13 protein-coding genes and 1 pseudogene are annotated in these 15,197 nt (G+C 44.9%); 13 read left to right on the forward strand and 1 reads right to left on the reverse strand.

Features of this window, described 5'->3' with window-relative positions:
• Positions 1-166: 166 nt before the first annotated feature.
• From A142_RS05005 to A142_RS05035, 7 genes are all read left to right on the forward strand, one after another.
• Positions 167-1,426, forward strand: a complete 1,260-nt coding sequence (locus A142_RS05005; RefSeq protein ID WP_019821197.1) for an imelysin family protein — start codon at positions 167-169, stop codon at positions 1,424-1,426.
• A gap of 111 nt (positions 1,427-1,537) precedes the next feature.
• A complete protein-coding gene (locus A142_RS05010; protein WP_019821199.1) occupies positions 1,538-2,926 on the forward strand; it encodes a di-heme oxidoredictase family protein in 1,389 nt (462 codons plus the stop codon).
• Between the two features lie 160 nt (positions 2,927-3,086).
• The gene (locus A142_RS05015; protein ID WP_019821201.1) at positions 3,087-4,148 is read left to right on the forward strand and encodes an imelysin family protein; all 1,062 of its coding nucleotides are present in this window, start codon (positions 3,087-3,089) and stop codon (positions 4,146-4,148) included.
• Entirely contained in the window at positions 4,138-5,223 is a 1,086-nt protein-coding gene (locus A142_RS05020; protein ID WP_029405353.1) for a DUF1513 domain-containing protein, read from the forward strand. The genes A142_RS05015 and A142_RS05020 overlap by 11 nt, the downstream gene beginning before the upstream one ends.
• 81 nt (positions 5,224-5,304) lie before the next feature.
• On the forward strand, positions 5,305-6,843 hold the full coding sequence (locus A142_RS05025; RefSeq protein WP_020628666.1) for a L,D-transpeptidase family protein: 1,539 nt from the start codon (positions 5,305-5,307) through the stop codon (positions 6,841-6,843).
• 198 nt (positions 6,844-7,041) lie between these two features.
• A complete protein-coding gene (locus A142_RS05030; RefSeq protein WP_029405354.1) occupies positions 7,042-7,590 on the forward strand; it encodes a YcbK family protein in 549 nt (182 codons plus the stop codon).
• Between the two features lie 100 nt (positions 7,591-7,690).
• Positions 7,691-8,344 (forward strand): MBL fold metallo-hydrolase, encoded by a 654-nt coding sequence (locus A142_RS05035; RefSeq protein WP_029405355.1) that lies wholly within the window; start codon positions 7,691-7,693, stop codon positions 8,342-8,344.
• Between the two features lie 118 nt (positions 8,345-8,462).
• Here the strand turns inward: A142_RS05035 and A142_RS05040 are convergent, their stop codons facing one another.
• Positions 8,463-9,263, reverse strand: coding sequence for a DUF2982 domain-containing protein (locus tag A142_RS05040; protein WP_019821208.1), 801 nt, complete (start codon positions 9,261-9,263; stop codon positions 8,463-8,465).
• Positions 9,264-9,483: 220 nt separating this feature from the next.
• Here A142_RS05040 and A142_RS05045 point away from each other — a divergent pair, with 220 nt between their 5' ends.
• The 6 genes and pseudogenes from A142_RS05045 to A142_RS05070 all read left to right on the forward strand — a co-directional run.
• Positions 9,484-9,876, forward strand: coding sequence for a hypothetical protein (locus A142_RS05045; RefSeq protein ID WP_004733388.1), 393 nt, complete (start codon positions 9,484-9,486; stop codon positions 9,874-9,876).
• A gap of 582 nt (positions 9,877-10,458) precedes the next feature.
• Positions 10,459-11,553, forward strand: coding sequence for a TRAP transporter substrate-binding protein (locus A142_RS05050; protein WP_017060957.1), 1,095 nt, complete (start codon positions 10,459-10,461; stop codon positions 11,551-11,553).
• Between the two features lie 228 nt (positions 11,554-11,781).
• Positions 11,782-12,327 (forward strand): TRAP transporter small permease subunit, encoded by a 546-nt coding sequence (locus tag A142_RS05055; protein WP_029405356.1) that lies wholly within the window; start codon positions 11,782-11,784, stop codon positions 12,325-12,327.
• A 9-nt stretch (positions 12,328-12,336) separates the two neighbouring features.
• Complete coding sequence (locus A142_RS05060; protein ID WP_019821215.1) at positions 12,337-13,620, forward strand: TRAP transporter large permease; 1,284 nt, start codon at positions 12,337-12,339, stop codon at positions 13,618-13,620.
• 104 nt (positions 13,621-13,724) lie between these two features.
• Positions 13,725-15,080, forward strand: coding sequence for a cache domain-containing protein (locus A142_RS05065; protein ID WP_019821218.1), 1,356 nt, complete (start codon positions 13,725-13,727; stop codon positions 15,078-15,080).
• Positions 15,073-15,197: pseudogene (locus A142_RS05070) on the forward strand (response regulator transcription factor); the annotation flags it as partial. The gene A142_RS05065 and the pseudogene A142_RS05070, both read left to right, overlap by 8 nt.

Genomic DNA, 15,197 nt, shown 5'->3' on the forward strand with positions numbered 1-15,197 from the left:
TTGGTAACAAGTGTCGTCTACTCGACAAAGACCTCACAAATGTGAGGTTTTTTGTATTTATCTTGCAATAAAATTGTAAGTTTGTATTATTCCAATCCGTAGTGTGAATGGTAATGGTTTGCACTATTACTACGAATAATAATTTAAAGCTCAACAAGGATGCTTCATGACCATTAAATCTTTAGTGACCAAAGCCGTAACTTCGTCACTCATTTTTGCCTCTGCTTCTTCTTTCGCAGCAGTAACTCAAGATCAAGTTGTAGAACATTACGCAGATATTGCGCATGCAGTGTTTGCAGATTCAGTAATTACAGCAAAAGCGTTGAACTCTTCTATTGATACCTTCTTAGCTTCTCCTTCTGCTGGCAACTTCGAACAAGTAAAACAAGCTTGGCTTGAGTCTCGCGTACCATACCAACAGTCAGAAGTATTCCGCTTCGGCAACGTTGTTGTTGATGATTGGGAAGGCCAACTAAACGCATGGCCACTAGATGAAGGCCTGATTGATTACGTTTCGACTGATTACCAATATGAACTTGGTAACGAAGGCGCGAGCGCAAACATCGTGGCTAACAAGACTTTCCAAATTGGTCAGACTACCGTTGATGCAACTAACATTACTCCAGAGCTAATCGCAGACTTGAACGAGATCGGCGGTTCTGAAGCGAACGTAGCGTCTGGCTACCACGCGATTGAATTCCTACTTTGGGGCCAAGATTTAAACGGCACAAACAGCGGTGCAGGTGAGCGTGCTTACACTGATTTCGTTGTTGGTGCTGAGTGCACTAACGGCAACTGTGACCGTCGTGGCGCATACCTAAAAGCATCAGCTGAGCTACTTGTCCAAGATCTCGAGTGGATGGAAAAGCAGTGGGCTGAAGGCGAGAAAGGCAACTACCGTCAAGAGCTTCTTTCTGAATCAAGTGAAAATGGTCTTCGTAAAATGCTGTTCGGCATGGGTTCACTGTCTCTAGGTGAGCTAGCGGGTGAGCGTATGAAGGTGGCACTAGAAGCAAACTCTACTGAAGACGAGCACGATTGTTTCTCTGATAACACGCACAACTCTCACTACTACAACGAGCAAGGCATCTACAACGTTTACACGGGTCTATACAAGCGTGAAGACGGCACTCTGCTTTCAGGTCCAAGCCTGTTTGACCTAGTAGAGCAAAAAGATGAGCAAGCTGCGAAAGAGATTCAAAAGCAGTTTGATCTAGCACGTGCACAAGTAGGCGAATTGGTAACGTCTGCAGAGAAAAACAACCAGCACTTCGATCAGCTAATCGCCGCTGACAACGCTGCGGGTAACGCACTAGTAAACAAAACAATTGTTGCGCTAGTGTCTCAAACAGCGGCAATTGAGCGTGCTGCGGGTGTGATTGGCATTGATAGCCTACACCCAGACACAGCGGATCACGAGTTCTAAGAACCCGAGCGAACACAAATGTAAGGGCTCTCATTGAGCCCTTAATTGTTTGCTAATTAAGAAAGTCATTTCCACATAAAAACTAAAATCAAAAACACAGCAAGGCAATGTATGAAGTCGTATTTCTCAGCCTCACTATTAACCGTACTGTTTTTCATATCTCCGCTACACGCCCATGAAACCTACTCTGGTGGCAAAACGACCGTGAAGAAAGAGGGAGCGAACGCTTTTTCCCTTCCCGCAGCCAACCTACCAATGAGTAAACGCTTAGATTTCAGCGTAGGTAATAGCTTTTTTAGAAACCCTTGGGTACCTGCACCTTCATCAACCGATGCTCGTGACGGTCTTGGCCCACTGTTTAACACCAACGGCTGCCAAAACTGCCATATCAAAGATGGTCGTGGTCACGCACCAGAAAAAGGCGATGAGAATGCGGTTTCAATGTTGGTTCGCTTAAGCATTCCAGCGGAAACACCAGAACAGCGACAAGCCTTCATTCGAGATGGTGGTATTCCTGAGCCGACATACGGTGGTCAGCTACAAGATTTTGCGCTTCAAGGTGTAAAACCAGAGGGTAAAGTGAATATTAGCTACACGGATGTTCCTGTTGAATTCAAAGACGGCACTGTCGTTACTCTGCGTAAGCCCATTTTGAAGATTACCGATCTTGCCTTTGGCGAGATGCATCCTAAGACTGAGTTTTCAGCTCGAGTCGCGCCGCCAATGATTGGTCTTGGTTTGCTTGAGAGTATTCCAGAAGAAACGATTCTAGGATTTGCAGAGCAGCAATTAGCTGACAAGCAAGGTATTTCAGGTAAAGCTAACTATGTTCTTGATGTTCAAACCAATGAAATGGCGCTAGGTCGTTTCGGTTGGAAAGCTGGTCAGCCAAACTTAATGCAGCAAAACGCGGCGGCATTTAACGGTGACTTAGGCCTGACAAGCAGCTTATTTCCGAATGAAAACTGCACATCAGCGCAATCAACCTGTGATGATTTTCCAAATGGTGGCGAGCCAGAAGTGAGTGACAACATCTTAGATTTTGTTGAGTTCTATTCGCAGCATCTCGCAGTACCTATTCGTCGTAATGTCGATAGCCCAGCTGTCGTACAAGGTAAAAAACTATTCAAAGAGGTTGGTTGTCAAAGCTGTCACCAAGCCGAATTCCGCACGGCAGAGCGAGAAGGTCTGTCTGCATTATCTAATCAGTTAATTAGCCCATATACCGACATGTTGCTACACGACATGGGTGAAGGCTTAGCGGACAATCGCCCTGAGTATCTTGCCAATGGTCAAGAGTGGCGTACCACACCACTTTGGGGATTAGGTTATACCAAAGAAGTGAATGGCCACACCTTCTTGCTGCATGATGGTCGAGCAAGAAACGTGATGGAAGCAGTTCTATGGCACGGTGGTGAAGCTGAGATGGCGAAACAGAAAGTGTTGTCACTAAGTCGTAGCGAACGTGAAGCACTGCTGGCGTTCTTAGATTCACTATAAGCTAACTTGAACTCATTTGGGCCAGAGGCTTGATGAGCGAAGCAAGTAGCGAATAAATGACTGACTGCCGCTGAACTTGTAGAAATACGAGCTCAGCGGTCGTTTTCATATTTGATGAACTCATATAATTAAAAGAAAAATTAGGAAGTAAGGTAACAGCATGGCTCAAAAATTATTGTTAATGCCTTTGTCGGTTTTAGCCATGGCAGGCTGTCAATCACCAGGGGAGCAAGTTGCTTCGTCTGAGGTTAACGGTGTGTCTTATCAAGCCGACACGACAAGTCATATTAGTCGTAGTGTGTATCAACAGGAGTTTGATTCAGCAGTACTATTCGCCAAGCAATCGAGCGAATTAGAAGCCTTGATGCAAGGTTACTGTGAAACAAATAACGTTGAGTTAGATGCAGTTAAAAATCAGTGGCAGATCACCATGAACAGTTGGATGGCGCTGCAAGGGCAAGAACGTGGTCCAACGGCGGCATTAGAAGAGAGCTGGAATGTTCAGTTCTGGCCAGACAAAAAGAACACGACGGGTCTTAAGATGCGTCAATTAACTCAACAGAACAAAGCCTGGACACAAGACGAAATCGCGCAACAAAGCGTGACAGTTCAAGGTTTAGGCGCGTTGGAGTGGTCACTTTATGACGAGCAATCGTCATTGATTAAAGATAAAGCCTCGGGGTGTCTTTCTTCACAAGCTATCGCACAAAGCTTGGCAATGAAATCTGCTTCGATTGCTGAAGCTTGGCAAGTTAACCCATGGCTAGCCTTGGACGAGATGCGTTGGGAGTCGGAATACATCGCACTACTGACCAACCAACTTGATTACAGCATGAAAAAGCTGAGCCGTCCGATGGCAAAAATTGGTCACCCGCGCCCTTATTTCTCAGAATCATGGCGTGCACAAACCTCGATGACTCAACTCAAAGCCAATGTAGCTGCACTTCAGAATCTGTACCTTGCTGATGGCAACGGCTTAGACGGATTATTGAGAGAGAAGGGCTTAAACGACCTTGCAGATCGTGTTGCTGACCAGTTCACATTGACGCTAGATACTTGGCCTACTGATTCAAGCTTGTTTGAGTTATTGCAGAGTAAAGAGGGTTACCGCGAGGTGCTGACTCAGTACAACAAACTTGAGCGTTTGAAGTACCTGATTCATGAAGAAGTGGCGATAGAACTTGGCGTGGTAATAGGATTTAATGCTACCGATGGTGACTGATACTACACGAAGAACCTTACTGAAAGCAGCACTGGGTTGTGCCGCTGTGCCAGTGTTGCCGTTTGGATGTGCTAGCCGTTCAGGTGAAAAAGCATCGAGCAAACCTCAGTTGATTGGTTGCGCACTTAATGGTCGAGGTCAGTATTCCGCGGTTGTTGCTGATGAATATGGCATGCCACTGAACCAGCTACCTATCCCTGAGCGCGGTCATGGTGTCGCCATTTGTCCAACGTCATCCCATGCGGTGGTGTTTGCCCGTCGCCCTGGTGACTACTTTATGGTGTTTGACTACAAAAGTGGTGAGCAGATAAAAATGGTAGTGAAGGGTAACAACCGTCACTTCTATGGTCACGGCGTTTACTCGTTAGACGGTACTCTACTGTATGCGACTGAAGGGAAAACGGACACAAGCCAGGGCGTGATTGGCGTCTATGATGTTGCGCAAGGATACCGTAAGGTCGAAGAATTCACCGGTTTTGGTATTGGCCCTCACGAAGTGATTATCATGCCTGATGGTAATCTTGCTATCGGCGTTGGTGGTGTACACACTGATGGTCGAACACCGAAAAACTTGGATTCCATGCAGCCTAGTTTGAGCTATGTTTCATCGCAAGGTGAGCTGCTTGAACAGGTTGAATTGCTGGATAAGAAGTTAAGCATTCGACACTTAGCGCATGATGGGGCAGAGACAGTACTTTGTGGCCAGCAATATCGCGGCGAACCCGATGAATATCCTTCACTTTTAGCGATGCATACGAAAGGCGGTGAGTTCGAATCCTTGAACGCAGAGCCAGAGCAATGGGCGCGATTTAATCACTACATTGCAAGTATTGCCGCGTCAGATGATTGGATTATCGCCACCTCACCACGAGGCAATTGCTACGGCATTTGGTCTAAACAAACCAAAGAGTTAGTGGAATTATCGGCATTATCTGATGCTTCTGGTGCTGTGCTACTTGATGGTGAATTTAGGTTGAGTTCTGGGGCGGGCAGTGTGGTTAGCCAACGCAAGCCTTATGAGAAATCAAGCCAGCAATCATCCGTCCAGTGGGATAATCACTGGTCGTCAATTTGATGCATATACTGTTTTAAAAATTAACATGCTTACTCCAATTTCTTTGCCATACTTATGGGATTAGTGGTGATGGAGTAAGGCATGTTAGCGAGATACTTCTGTGGTTTATTAGTACTAGTTTCCGTAAGTACATGGAGCTATACGAGTTCTGAAGAGCGTCGGTTTATTCCGGCAGATTCAGAGCTCTCTTTTATGCTGATTTATCCAGAGCTCACCCAGAGTATTTATCAAGACTCTTCTCTTCCTATCCTTTGGGATTCGCCGGAACTTGTTAAAGCGTTTGAATTCCAACTGTCGCTGTTAGAACAAGCGCAAATGGCACCGCTTTTTGATCGACAATTGAAGCAAATTCGTCAGTACCAATCTCGTGGTCAATGGCAAGAGCTAGACATTTTACTCACCGACACTTTTATTTATTACTTAAGCTACGTTGAAAATGCGCCACTTGCCGGTAAGGAGTGGTACTTCTCGGGTAAGCTGCATTCCAAACTGCCTGCGCCTTCTCCGCATATTCTGATGAGACTGAAAGGCAGTGTCGCCAATGATTATTTATTAGAGATGGTGTTGTCTTACGTGCCTCCTGTTGGGGATTTTGACCAATTCAAAGCAACCTATTCAGTGTTAGAAACGGCGTCTGAACTCAAGGTTGAGCGATACAGACAGAAGGGCTTGAAACGCTTGGGCGACCAACTTTCAGATAAAGCGATTCTGGTTGAACGTATTGCCTTGGTTGGTGTAAACACTTCAATGATCGCTATCGATTCCCCTCGATTTGATCGAGACTTACAAATCGCGATCAAAGCTTTTCAAAGTATGCATGGGATTACCGCGGATGGGATTATCGGGCCAGACACGATCAAATGGATCAATATGGGCTTTGATGATCGGTTGAGTTCTTTGGCTCTGAATGCAGAACGCGTTCGTTTGTGGCCAAGAGACAGAGACTCTCTCATCGTGGTGAATGTACCTAGTTTTGATATGAAGTATTGGGAAGGCGGAGAAGAGGTTTTTGAATCTAAAGTCGTGGTCGGGAGAAAATCGAGAAAAACACCACTCTTAGAGATAAAACTTGATTCGGTGATATTAAACCCGACTTGGAACGTGCCATGGAAAATCATGGTTAAAGATATCTTGCCTAAAGTAAAAGCCGACGAAAGTTATCTTGAAACACACAATTTTCAAGTGATTGATGGTTGGCGTTCGATGGAAACTGTCGATACTACCGAGATTGATTGGCAGACGATTAACTTCAACTCTTTCCCATATCGAATGCGTCAGCAAGCAGGCTCTAGCAATGCATTAGGTTTGTATAAGTTCAATACGCCCAACAAGCGAGCCATCTATCTCCATGACACCCCAAGTAAAAGTTTGTTTAACGATGACTTCCGCGCCTATAGCTCTGGTTGTATTCGTGTTGAGCATGCCGAGGAACTCGCGGCGTTGTTATTTGCGACTAAGGTAAAGAAAGTGCCGAATCAGAGTGATGACCTAGCCCCCAATACTAAAGTTCGACTCAAGAAAAGAATCCCTGTACATATCATTTATCAAACCGTGTTATTTGAGGAAGAGGGGATTCAATATCGTGGCGACATCTATCAATACGATAAACAGGGTGGTTAATGGCAGATATGCATAGAATGGTGATCTTGACCAAAAAATGACAACTCGCCTTCTATTGATAAAATTATAATGAGTATCAATAACTAACCGTGCAAAGGTTACAGATACTAACGTTTTGCGTGGTTTTTGTACGTTGACGCAGCAAATACCATTATGTATCGTGCATTTTTCGTTCGATCTAATTGGTTTTTTTGCTGTATGTCTCAAAGTTTATTTTCACGCCGTCAGTTTCTGACTTACGCTGGTGGTACTGCTGTTGTCGCCTCTCTTACTCCTTCTATCGCTTTTGCTTCATACCCTGATCAACCAAGAACGATTAGCATGAACAATCTTCACACTGGTGAACGATTAGAGACTTGTTATTTCGATGGCACTAACTATGTTGGTGATGAAATGGCTCGCCTTAGTAAGTTATGTCGAGACTTCCGCCGCAATGAAATCCACCCAATGGATAAGAACCTCTTTGATCAGATCACTCAGATCCAAAATATCTTGGGTATTCAAAAAGAAGTTCAGATCATCTCTGGTTACCGTTCACCGGCGACAAACGAAGCATTACGATCTAAGTCGAGTGGGGTTGCGAAAAAGAGCTACCACATGCTTGGAAAAGCGATCGATTTTCGTATCGATGGTGTTGATTTAAAGGAGCTGAGAGACGTAGCTAAAAGTCTGCAAGCAGGTGGTGTTGGTTATTACGCTCGTAGTAACTTCATCCACATTGATACTGGTCCAGTACGAAGCTGGTAGCTCTAGGCTCTGTGGTGAACTGAAGCGGTAGGCACTTGTCAAAGTAGACATCCAATGTCATAGTTTGCCCAAATTTTAGTTTGCCCTTTAAGGTTTGTATATGTCTCTTAAGTATCAAGTTGTACCTGTTACCTCTTTCGCTCAAAACTGCTCGATTGTGTGGTGTGATGAAACCATGGAAGGTATCGTTGTTGATCCGGGTGGCGACATCCAACAGCTAGCTGCAATCATCGAAGAGCTAGGTGTGAAGGTAGTGAACTTGGTGCTGACTCATGGTCACTTAGATCATGTTGGTGGTACGGTGCCACTTTCAGAGATGTTGAACGTGGAAATTGTTGGCCCACATAAGGCAGACAACTTCTGGCTACAAGGCCTTGAGAATCAAAGCCAAATGTTTGGTTTCCCTCTGTGTAAAGCGTTTGAACCAAATACTTGGTTAGAAGAGGGTGATAAAGTGACGTTTGGTAACCAAGTTATCGATGTGATTCATACTCCGGGCCACACACCAGGCCACGTGGTACTGTTTAGCGAGCAAGCTCGTTTAGCGTTTGTTGGTGATGTGTTGTTTAACGGTGCAATTGGCCGTACTGATTTCCCACAAGGTGATTTTAATACACTTATCGCTTCGATCAAGACTAAGCTTTGGCCGCTAGGCAGTGACGTAACATTCGTTCCGGGTCACGGACCTGAATCGACATTCGGTCGTGAGCGCGCTTCAAACCCGTTCGTCGCAGACGAAATGCCTCTGTACTAAGCCAGTTATTGAATACCAAAACGATTGAAAATGAAGCTTAGCTTTTCTTCTGAAAGCTAAGCTTTTTTTATGGTTCATCACGGGTTAGCGTGACCATTCACTTCTATAGCTTTGAGTGTTAATTAGAAACACGTTCGGCAGCAGCCAAGTAGCGTCGAGCCAGTCCCACAAACTCTTCTCCACTCATATTCAAATCATGGGTTGATATGAAAATGTCATAACCGTGGAAACCCCTTTGATACTTCATTCTGTTGGCAAGCATCGCCTGCAATCCAGAATAGTTTTTAATCACCGCGTTTTGACTGTTTGTTTCATTCGGTGAGTCAAAGTTGTCTTGTGATTGGTTATCGTTGAAATTAACGTCGTCGGTATTCTGTGACTCTTTATATTGGCTTAGTTCGACACAGCCACTTTCAGTACAACGCGCATGGTAGTGCGATGAGTCGAGAACCATATCTTCAAAGTTGGACTCTTTGCCCGCTTGCTTGGCTCCTAAGTACAAAAGTGCTCGTTGGCTGAGCAATAATTCACAAGTGATTTTAGGACAAATCGAATCGAGGTAGGGCGAGTAGTCTTTTACCTTAATTCCGACCCACGGCAGAGGCTGATGCCAACCATCTTGCTCATAAGTGCAAAGACCAATTTTTTGGATGTTACTCCATTTTAAAACCCAACCCCCTTTGTAAAAGTGCTGCTGAAAATGAGTCGGGGTGAGTGTGAACATCACTTGGCTGCGCAGCATCAAATAGTAGCCAGTTCCCAGAAGCGCAATACTGCAAAAAGCACCCACGATCAGTAACTTTGGATTGTCACTGTAGAGCGCAACGATCAAGCAAATGAAGCCTAAAATAACGGCGAGGATGCGGTACGAACGAGTGAATGAAGGCAAAGAGAAATTAGTAAGGTGACGAGTGTCCATAGGCAACACCAAGTTTTCATATTTTTGTCTGGATGGATAACCAGTGTATATGACCCTGAATTGATAAGTCGATGTTTAAATAATAGACGCTAGTAGACAATATCGGTATTTTTCGTCGACTTTCGACGCTTCACTCTACAAATAGCTCCTGTTTTTTGGTATAAATCGCGCTTCAAATTTTCACCACTGCGAAAAGAGCAGTGAACTGGAGAAATATTCAATGAGACTTGCTCATAAGCGTAAGGTGCAGGCTAAACTGCAGAAACGCACTAAAGCGGCTGTAGTTAAAGCAGTGGCAACGCCGAAAAAAGCGAAGCCTGTCGCAGAGAAAGTTGTAGCAGAAAAAACTGTAGCAGCAAAACCAGCGGTAGAGAAAGCAGTAGCAGCAACTAAAGAAGTTGCAGTAGCACTGACTCCTAAGCAACAACAAGTTCTAGACATCGTTGTTAGCAATGCTGAAGGCATTAACCCTAAAGGTATCGGCCTAGCAGCTGGTCAAGAAGATGCGAAAGCAGCTTCATGGGCAACAGGCGCATTGAAAAAACTTCTTGAAGAAAACCTAGTAGCGAAAGAGCAGCTAGCAGGTAACAAGGTTATCTACAAAGCTATCTAATCCTGTGGGATTACATTCGCTTCGTTAAGTTTTTAAGCCTCGATTTTCGAGGCTTTTTTGTATCTGGCACATTATGCCAAGCCCAAGCCCAAGCCCAAGCCCAAGCCCAAGCCCAAATCTAAACTCAAGCCTAAACCTAGGCTCTATAATCTCAATTCCAATTCGAGATACGGCTTAACTGATGAGTGTTGTCTCGTGTCAGAGCTTCGAATCAGCAAGCACTAAATTAGGGCGTTAGCTAGGTAGAATAAGAGAGCAAAGCCTTAATTGTTTTCCCTAAAATACAGCAATGAATAGAGCTTCATCACGAAATGGCAATCAATTGTTAAGAGTATTTAATTATTAATACCTAAGTATTTATCAATAAGCATTTTCCTTATAAATGATCTCAATCCTTTAAAATCGACATTACCCAAGTATCTCCTACGTAGTTCTACGTAATCCTTTGGTCTAATACGCAGTTTGTGTGCGCCTGTCGTGCGTGCTCTCCCTGATATCTTGTTGCCTCATCACGGTGCACTCTTATGTTGAATCATAAAAAATGCTCATAGAAAGAGTGTTAACCCAACAAAGGACGTGAACATGAGTCTCATTTCTAACTCCCTCACACGAGTTTTTAAAAACGTTGCAGTAACTGCTGCGGCTTGTTTAGCTTTGGTCGCTACTGGTGCTACAGCCGCTGATAAGGTTTACCGTTTAAAACTTGCGGAAACTTGGGGACCAAACTTCCCAGTTTTCGGTGATGCAACCAAAAACATGGCGGCGATGGCTGAGAAGATGTCGAATGGTCGACTGCAAATCAGAATCGATTCAGCAAACAAACACAAAGCACCTCTTGGCGTTTTTGACATGGTTAAGTCTGGTCAATACGACATGGGTCACTCAGGCTCTTACTACTGGAAAGGTAAAGTTCCAAACACTCTTTACTTCACTTCTATGCCTTTCGGTATGACGCCAGCAGAACAATACGCGTGGTTTTATCACGGTGGTGGTATGGAGTTAATGGAGCAGGTTTACTCTCCACATAACTTGATGTCTTTCCCTGGTGGTAACACGGATATCCAGATGGGTGGTTGGTTTCAAAAAGAGATCAACAGCGTTGAAGATCTACAAGGTCTGAAAATGCGAATCCCAGGCTTTGCGGGTGAGATTCTTGCAGAGCTAGGTGCGAAACCGACGAACATTGCCCCGGGTGAGCTTTACACCTCTTTGGAGCGTCGCACAATCGATGCACTGGAGTGGGTAGGTCCATCACTTGATCTTCGTATGGGTTTCCACAAAATCGCGCCTTACTACTACACAGGTTGGCACGAGCCGGGTTCAGAGCTTCAATTCCTAGTGAACAAGCGTACATGGAACAAGCTTCCTGAAGACCTTCAAGAGATCTTGCGTGTTGCCATGCGTACAGCGGCTTATGACATGTACACACAAGCTACGCACGAAAGTGGCAAGAACTGGGTTTCAATGAAAACAGAATACCCAGATGTACAAGTAAAAGATTTCCCGCCAGAAGTAATGTCGGCACTGAAAGAAGCGAACGATCGCCTACTTGCTGCACATGCTGAGAAAGATGAGCTGGCGAAAGAGATCCAAGCTTCACAAGCAAGCTACCTAGAGCAAGTGCGCTCATGGACGGATATTTCACACAGAGCTTATTTAAATAGCCAAGCGAAATAATCGACAGTTGTTGAACTGAATCTAAATGAACCCAAAGCTTTTCTTATTGAGTATTTAAGAGTGAATAAGCTGAGGGTTTATTTAAAACATAATAATTAAGCAGTATAAATCCTGTATTACGCTCAAGAACTCTTTCTACGTCGTGCCTATTGCTAGCTATAAACTGAATCGTTTTTAGTTGGGTTAGCTGTACTGCAAGATGTCTTTTCAAATTCCATGGAGTCGGGAATGCGAAGTCTAATTTATATTGAACGCGTGTTTAATCGTATCGGTGATGCACTGGGATGGCTTTCCAGTATGTTGTTTATTCTACTTATCGCCAACGTTGTGTATGACGTTGTCATGAGATATGCCTTCAATGATGTCTCAATCGCTTTCCAAGAGATGGAATGGCACCTCTTCTCAGCCGTTTTCCTATTAGGTGTTCCTTATGCCATCAAGGCTGGTGGCCATGTGCGAGTGGATGTGTTCTACGAGCAACTGAGCTTCAAGGCGCAAGCGATTATTGACCTGCTCGGCACACTGATCTTTCTGATGCCTTTCTGTTTGCTGGTTGCTTGGTTTGGTATTGATGTGGCCAAAGAGAGCTATAACCTCGGCGAAACCTCAGGTGACCCGGGTGGCTTGCCATATCGCTGGATCATCAAAGCCATGATCCCGCTGTCATTCTTCTTAATGGCACTCAGTGGCGTGGGTTTGATCCTGCATTCACTGAACAAGATTTTTAATCCGCACCTTATCCATGCAAACAATACTCATACAAAGAATAAGTAGAGGCTGAACATGATTGGAATAGTAATGTTTTTCGTAGCCTTGTTTGCACTTTTACTTGGCTTCCCAGTGGCGTTCACCTTTGGTGGTATCGCGTTAATCTTTGGTGTTTGGGCTGAGGGCATCGAAATGTTTGCCTTCATGCCATATCGAATTCAATCAATCATGGAAAACACGGTGCTGATGGCCGTTCCATTGTTTGTTTTCATGGGGCTTGTTCTACAAAAGACCAAACTTGCTGAGCAGTTGCTTGAGTCTATGGGACGACTGTTTGGTGGTGTTCGTGGTGGTATCGCAATCTCGACGGTACTCGTAGGTTCTCTGCTTGCCGCTTCTACTGGCGTGGTTGGTGCTTCTGTTGTTGCTATGGGACTTATCTCCCTACCTGTAATGCTCAAGTACAATTACGACAAAGGCTTAGCCTGCGGCACTATTTGTGCGTCTGGTACATTAGGGCAGATCATTCCGCCTTCTATCGTACTGATCTTATTAGGTGATGTACTCGGTGTTCCAGTAGGCGACTTGTTCCAAGCGGCGATTTGGCCGGGTGTGATGCTGGTCGGCGCGTACATCGTTTATATCTTAATATACGCAAAGCTACACCCTGAAGCGGCTCAACCGATTGAACGTGATGACTCCATCAGCCGTAAGCAAGAAGTGTTTAATGCACTGAAAGCGATTCTTCCGCCTTTAGCGCTCATCATTGTTGTACTGGGCTCTATCTTCGCAGGTGTTGCTACGCCAACAGAGTCAGCGGCATTAGGTGGCGCGGGTGCGATGATTCTTGCACTGCTTTACGGTCAGTTTAGTTGGTCGATGGTGTACGACGCGTCGAAAGAGACGGTGAAAGTAACGGCGATGGTATTTGCTATCTTGTTGGGTGCAACGGCATTCTCAATGGCGTTTACCTACACTGGTGGTGATTATCTGGTTGAAGAGTGGATGCTACAACTGCCTGGTGAGAAATGGGGCTTCCTGATCATTACTATGTTGGTGATTCTGATTCTGGGTTTCTTCATCGACTTCGTAGAGATTTGTTTCATCATCGTGCCGATCATTGCGCCAGTTGCTGAACTGATGGGCATCAATATGACTTGGTTCGCTATCCTTATCGCGATGAACCTACAAACCTCATTCTTAACGCCGCCATTTGGTTTTAGTCTGTTCTATCTCAAAGGCGTAGCACCTAAAGGTGTGACAACTAAGGACATCTACCGAGGCGTGATGCCGTTCATTCTGATTCAAATCCTCGTACTTGGATCACTTCTCGCTTTCCCATCTTTCTATGGAATGTGAGTGAAGCCAAGAATGTGAATGATATGTTTCAACGGCTATCTATAAATTGCTAAAGTAAAACGGCTTATTGATGTTCAGTAAGCCGTTTTTTGTGAGGGAAAGGAATGCCTCTAAAAGCCAAGCTGATTTTGCTGACGCTGCTCCCGTTGCTGCTGGTAACGGCGAGTATTAGCTGGATCTCGCTGCACCAGACTAAAACGTTAGGCGCTAAAGAAGTCGAGATCTTTAGAGATAGCCTAATCAAGTCGCGTGAAAACGCCCTCAAAGACACGGTTGACCTCGCGTTCGACGCCATAGAACACGTCTATAACGATCCAAATATCCAAGAAGCCCAAGCCAAAAAAAAAGTTCGAACCATATTGTCTAAACTTAGATATGGCTCTGATGGGTATTTCTTCGCATACGATCGCCACGGGACCAACTTGGTTCACCCAATTCAGCCAGAATTGATAGGCCAAAACCTACTCCAACTGCAAGATGAAGATGGCGATTTTCTGATAGAAGCTCTGTTAAGAGAAGCGCAAACCGGAGGCGGGTTTCACCAGTATTTGTGGCAAAAACCGTCAACGGGTGAGGTGGTATCTAAGTTGAGTTACGCTGCTTGGTTAGAGCGTTGGGATTGGATGATTGGCACGGGTTTGTATATTGAAGACGTGCACCAAGAAGTGGCTTCGATGCAGGCTGCGATAAATAAGAATATTGAAACCACATTCTTTTCGATTGTGGTGATTTTGAGCGTAACGGTCGCGGTCATCATCGTGCTGACCTTGGCTATTAACATGCATGAACATCGGATTGCGGATAACAATCTAAAGGAACTGGCGCATAAGACGGTGATGTTCCAAGAAGACGAGAAGAAGCATCTAGCGCGTGAGCTACATGATGGTATTAACCAATTATTAGTGTCGAGTCGTTGCCACTTAGAACTGCTCGGTAATAAGCTACAAAATGAAGACCTTAAAGCACATTTGAATAAGTCGCAGCATTCACTGATGCGAGCGATCGAGGAAGTGAGGCACATCTCGCATCAACTTCGTCCAAGTTCATTGGATGACATAGGCTTAGAAGCGGCATTGTCTTCGCTGTTATTAGATTTTCAGGCGCATTCGGGTATTGAAGTGGAAACCTTGTTTAGCACTCAACAGGGTAAGTTGAAATCTGAGGCTGCGACAACCTTGTATCGAGTAGTACAAGAGTCGCTGAATAACATAGAGAAACACGCGCAAGCGACCAAAGTAACGGTTATCGCGCAGCAAATCGGTAATGTGCTGCAACTACTGATTCAAGATAACGGTGTCGGTTTCAACACCTATAAAGCGATGGAAAAACGAGGGATCGGGCTGCGTAACATGAGAGAGCGAGTGGAGTTCATCGGTGGTGACTTTGAATTGATGAGTGAGATTGGCCTCGGAACGGAAATTACAGTGTTACTGACACTAGAGGGATTAATGAATGAGTGAAGTTATTCGAGTTGTGATTGCTGATGATCACCAAGTGGTACTGGATGGCTTTATGGCGAGATTGGAACTCGAGCCAGATATTAGCGTGATAGGTACCGCCAGTAATGGGCTAGAAGC

Source organism: Vibrio splendidus 12E03 (genome assembly GCF_000272105.2).
Taxonomy (GTDB): Bacteria; Pseudomonadota; Gammaproteobacteria; order Enterobacterales; family Vibrionaceae; genus Vibrio; species Vibrio splendidus_I.